Source organism: Stenotrophomonas sp. STEN035 (assembly GCF_056759935.1).
Map to the genome: position 1 here is coordinate 1 of NZ_JBRRDY010000070.1, position 4,708 is coordinate 4,708.

The window sequence follows — 4,708 nt, forward strand, 5'->3', positions numbered from 1 at the left end:
CCACGCATGAACCCCCGATCTGTGCCCGATCTGTGCCCAAAGCGGCGCTTGCGCGGCCGCTTCCTACCCGCCAGACTCGCAAAAAAGGGCGGTTGAACTTCCTATACCCAATGGTGCACGCGTCGAGGATCGATCCAAGTTCGAGATCAACGAGATTGCCGTCCTTGACGCGGTATTCGCGGTCATAGCCCTTGGCGATGAACGACTGGACTGCTTCTAGAACGTCGGTCACTTCGGATGTCATGCGCGCACTTTCATATCGAGTTGGATTGGACGCGCTTCCGCACAAGTCGTGCTTTGGTCCATCAGATGACGGAGAAGAGCGCGGAGTGCGGAGTTCATAGCCACTTGGACTTCTTGAAGCGCACGAACAGGATGAGGCTGGACACCGCGATCAGCCCGAGCACGACGAAGTAGCCATAGGTCGTGTTCAGTTCCGGCATGTTCTTGAAGTTCATGCCGTATATTCCGGCGATCGCCGTCGGGACTGCGAGTATCGCCGCCCAGGCAGCGAGCTGGCGGGTGACCACCCCGATCCTTTGCGCTTCCAGAAGGCTGCTGGCCTCAAAGACCGTGGACAGGACAAGCAGGAGGCCGTCGACCATGGACTGCACGCGGTGGACATGGTCCGCGACGTCGTGGAAATATGGTGTCATTTCGGCGCTGATGCAGGGAAAGTGGCCGCGAACGAGCTTTCGCACCAGCTCGGCCATAGCCCCGAGCGTGCGCTGGAACCGCGTGAGTTCGGACCTTAGTTCGAAGATTCGCGCCACCTCTTCTGGCCCGAGGAAGTCGTGCAGCGACCGTCGTTCCATGGCCAGGACGTCGTCCTCGATCATTTCGAAGATGGGCAGATACTGGTCGACCACGCGGTGCAGGATCGCATGCAGCACATAGTCGACACCCTTGCCGAACTGCGTCGGCGATGCCTCGAGTTGCGCCCGAAGTTTGCCCAGCGCTCCGGCGTTGCCGTGCCGCACGGTGATGAGGTGATTGTGACCGGTGAAGATCGCCATCTTGCCGTAGCTGATCCGGTCGCCGACCAGTTCGGCGGTCTGCGCGACGATGTATAGCTCATCGTTGTAGACTTCGAGCTTGGGCGGGCACAGCGGGTGCATCGCGTTGTCGATTGCCAGCGGATGCAGATTGTACGTCGTTTGGATCGCGCGAAGTTCGTCGTCGGTAGGCTCGCTGAGCGCGATCCAGCAGAAGCCCGAACGACTCTCGCCCAGTTCAATGCGCTCGTCGAGCGCGATTTCCCGGACTCGCTTGCCTTCGTTGTAATAATAAGCGGCGATGATGGTCATGCAGGCCTCGCAGGAATTCGCAGGCCACGCTGTACCGCGGGCCGCGCCAGCCCGCGCCCGACCCATGCCTGGACGTTAGGATAGCTGCTAAGGCCGAGGATGTCGCCAGCAGCGTAAAATTCAACCAGCGCATTCACCCAGCCAAACGTCGCGATGTCCGCGATCGAGTAATCATCGACAATCCATTCGCGGTCTTCCAGGCGGCGATCTAGGACCCCGAGAAGACGCTTGGATTCATCGATAAAGCGCTGCCGAGGCCGCTTGTCCTCATAATCCTTGCCAGCAGATCGCAGGAAAAAGCCAAGCTGGCCGAAGGTCGGCCCGATGCCGGACACTTGAAAGAACACCCAGGCCAGAGTCTCGTATCGTTGGGTGGGTGTGGTTGAGATGAACTGGCCAGTCTTTTCGGCCAGATAGACGAGGATCGCACCGGTTTCCCATATGCCAATGGGCTGGCCGTCAGGGCCAGCCGGATCGATGATCGCGGGTATGCGGCCGTTGGGATTCAACGACACGAACGCTGGATCTTTCGATTCGTTGTTCGAGATGTCGACGAAGTGGGGCTCGTACGGCAGGCCAGTCTCCTCCAGCATCATCGAGACCTTGACGCCGTTGGGCGTGGGGGCCGCGTATAGTTGCAGGCGATCCGGATAAGATGCTGGCCAGCGCTGCGTGATGGGAAAGGAGGAGAGGTCTGTCATATCTGGATCCTGGCACTGCGACGGCGGCTGAATGAAATGATCTGCTTCAAGGCCAGGTTCGACGACCGCGTCGATTGACGCGGTCGTCGAAGGTTGCGAACCGGATCGACGCGACACGGACGGCAGCGAAGCTTATTCCGCTGCAGCCCCGGCCGCAGGGCTCATATCGCCGGCCTCACGCCGCTTCGGAAGAACCCAGTCGGGACGGGGGAAGTGGCATGTGTAGCCACCCGGCCGTTTCTCCAGATAATCTTGGTGGTCGGGCTCGGCCTCCCAGAAATCTCCGACCGGGACGACTTCAGTGACCACTATGCCTTTCCACAGCCCGGAGGCATCCACGTCGGCGATCGTGTCCTCGGCGACGCGCTTCTGCTCCTCGTCGACGTAATAGATGCCCGACCGGTAGGAGAGCCCAATATCACCGCCCTGGCGGTTCTTGGTCGTCGGATCGTGGATCTGGAAGAAATATTCCAGGATGTTCCGGTAGCTCGTCACCGCCGGGTCGAAAACGATCTCGATCGCCTCGGCATGCGTGCCGTGATTGCGATAAGTGGCGTTCGGAACATCGCCGCCAGTGTAACCTACACGAGTCGAGACGATGCCGGGCCGCTTGCGGATCAGATCCTGCATGCCCCAGAAACATCCGCCTGCGAGAATAGCGCGCTGATGCATGTTAAGCCTCCTCTACCTGATCGAGATATTCACCGTATCCCTCGGCCTCCATTTCGTCGCGCGGGATGAAGCGAAGGGACGCTGAGTTGATGCAGTAGCGCAGACCGCCGCGGTCGGAAGGACCATCTGGGAACACGTGGCCGAGATGGCTGTCGGCATGTACCGACCTGACCTCCGTCCGGACCATGCCGTGTGCGCTGTCCCGCACCTCGTTCACGTTTGCCGGAACGATCGGCTTGGTGAAGCTGGGCCAGCCAGTACCCGAATCGAACTTGTCCGTTGAAGCGAACAGCGGCTCGCCCGACACTATGTCGACGTAGATGCCAGGCTCCTTGTTGTCGTTGTGCTCGCCCGTGAAGGGCCTTTCGGTCCCCGACTCCTGGGTAATCCGGCGTTGCTCGGGGGTCAGGCGGTCAACTGCTGTCTGTGACTTTTCAAACTTCATGATAGTCTCCAATAATTAATCTAGAGCCGACATTCCCCAAGTGGCCTGCCGCTTGACTTCAAGATCGCCTGATTTTGCTCGCTGGGCAAGCGTTTTTCGCCCCGAGCGGTGTCTGTCGTCGCGCAAACGGCCGAAGTCGGGTGGATCAAGCCTCGAACCCGCAGCATTCTGGCCCGGCAGAGCCGCTTTTCCGCGCGGCAGACGGACCTGTCCTGCCGCTTTCGTTCAGCTTGGGCATGGATCGTGGTCATGCGCATGACGGAGGCGTTCGAAGACGGCGGATGGCGGCAAGGACGGCCCGCACCATCGGGCCGGTGACGGCGACCTCGGCCAACTGGAAGGTAATGGCGCGGGCGTGGCGGACGACGCGGGCGCCGATCTTGATCAGCTTGAGTTGCAGGCTGGTCAACGACCAGTCCGCCATGGCCTCGGGCAGTTCGATGCAGCGCAGGAAGGAGAGGCTGGTGGCGTATTCCTGCAAGAAGCGCGGGCTGTGCCCGAGCTGCGGCGCACGGCGCATGGCCGAGTCGGCGCGGCATCTGGTGGACGAGGTGTTCGGCCCGCGGCCGGTGCGGCAATGGGTGCTGAGTTTCCCCTACCCGTTGCGCTTCCTGTTCGCCAGCAAGCCGGAGGCCATCAGCCCGGTGCTGGGCATCGTGCATCGTGTGATCGCCGGTTGGCTTGCCGATCAGGCCGGCGTGCCGCGGGATACGGCGCAATGCGGCGTGGTGACCCTGATCCAGCGCTTCGGCAGCGCGCTGAATCTCAACATCCACTTCCACATGCTGTGGCTCGACGGCGTGTACGAGGACACCACCGAGCGTCCGCAGCGCAAGCCGCGCCTGCACCGCACCCGTGCGCCCACATCGGCGCAACTGACGGAACTGGCCAACACCATCGCGCATCGCGTGTGCCGGCACCTGACGCGCAAAGGCTGGCTGGAAGGCGAGGACGAATCCGTGTTTCTGTCCGACAGCGCGGGTAGCGACGACGGCATGGATGGGCTGCGGATGAGTTCGATGACCTACCGCATCGCCACCGGTCGCGACGCTGGCCGCAAGGTCGTCACGCTGCAAACATTGCCCGGTGACGCAGGCTCGCTGGAGGGCGATGCCGGCAAGGTCGGCGGCTTCTCGCTGCATGCCGGCGTGGCCGCGGAAGCACACGAAAGCCACAAGCTCGAAAAGCTGTGCCGCTACATCACGCGCCCGGCGATCAGCGAGCAGCGGCTATCGATCTCACCGCAGGGTAGGGTGCGGTATCAGCTCAAGACGCCGTGGCGAAATGGGACCACCCATGTCGAATGGGATGCGGTCGATTTCATCGCGAAACTGGCCGCACTGGTCCCGCCATCTCGCGCGCATCTCACCCGCTTCCACGGCGTATTCGCCCCGAATGCAAACCTGCGCGCGCAGTTGACACCCTCGGGGCGCGGCAAGCGGCCTGCGGGCGATGCGGCGCCAGTGGACGTCAGCGCCCACGACGAGCCGCGCAGCCCCGAGCAGAAGCGCCGTGCGATGAGCTGGGCGCAACGGCTCAAGCGGGTCTTTTCCATCGACATCACCACCTGCGCCCACTGCGGC

4 protein-coding genes and 3 pseudogenes are annotated in these 4,708 nt (G+C 62.1%); 1 reads left to right on the forward strand and 6 read right to left on the reverse strand.

What is annotated here, in order from left to right; translation table 11 throughout:
• The 6 genes and pseudogenes from ACVOLL_RS20390 to ACVOLL_RS20415 form a co-directional block, all read right to left on the reverse strand.
• Nucleotides 1–244, reverse strand: a pseudogene (locus ACVOLL_RS20390) (hypothetical protein); the annotation flags it as partial.
• 94 nt (nt 245–338) lie between these two features.
• Entirely contained in the window at nt 339–1,307 is a 969-nt protein-coding gene (locus tag ACVOLL_RS20395; RefSeq protein WP_164146004.1) for a magnesium and cobalt transport protein CorA, read from the reverse strand.
• The gene (locus ACVOLL_RS20400) at nt 1,304–2,008 is read right to left on the reverse strand and encodes a glutathione S-transferase N-terminal domain-containing protein (protein ID WP_164146003.1); all 705 of its coding nucleotides are present in this window, start codon (nt 2,006–2,008) and stop codon (nt 1,304–1,306) included. The genes ACVOLL_RS20395 and ACVOLL_RS20400 overlap by 4 nt, the downstream gene beginning before the upstream one ends.
• Nucleotides 2,009–2,140: 132 nt before the next feature.
• A complete protein-coding gene (msrA, locus tag ACVOLL_RS20405) occupies nt 2,141–2,680 on the reverse strand; it encodes a peptide-methionine (S)-S-oxide reductase MsrA (RefSeq protein WP_164146002.1) in 540 nt (179 codons plus the stop codon).
• Between the two features lies 1 nt (nt 2,681).
• Entirely contained in the window at nt 2,682–3,125 is a 444-nt protein-coding gene (msrB, locus tag ACVOLL_RS20410; protein WP_116089488.1) for a peptide-methionine (R)-S-oxide reductase MsrB, read from the reverse strand.
• A 247-nt stretch (nt 3,126–3,372) separates the two neighbouring features.
• Nucleotides 3,373–3,582: pseudogene (locus tag ACVOLL_RS20415) on the reverse strand (transposase); the annotation flags it as partial.
• On the opposite strand from ACVOLL_RS20415, the pseudogene ACVOLL_RS20420 reads away from it, so the two are divergent.
• Nucleotides 3,575–4,708 (forward strand): annotated as a pseudogene (locus ACVOLL_RS20420) (transposase); the annotation flags it as partial. The pseudogenes ACVOLL_RS20415 and ACVOLL_RS20420 sit on opposite strands and share 8 nt — an antisense overlap.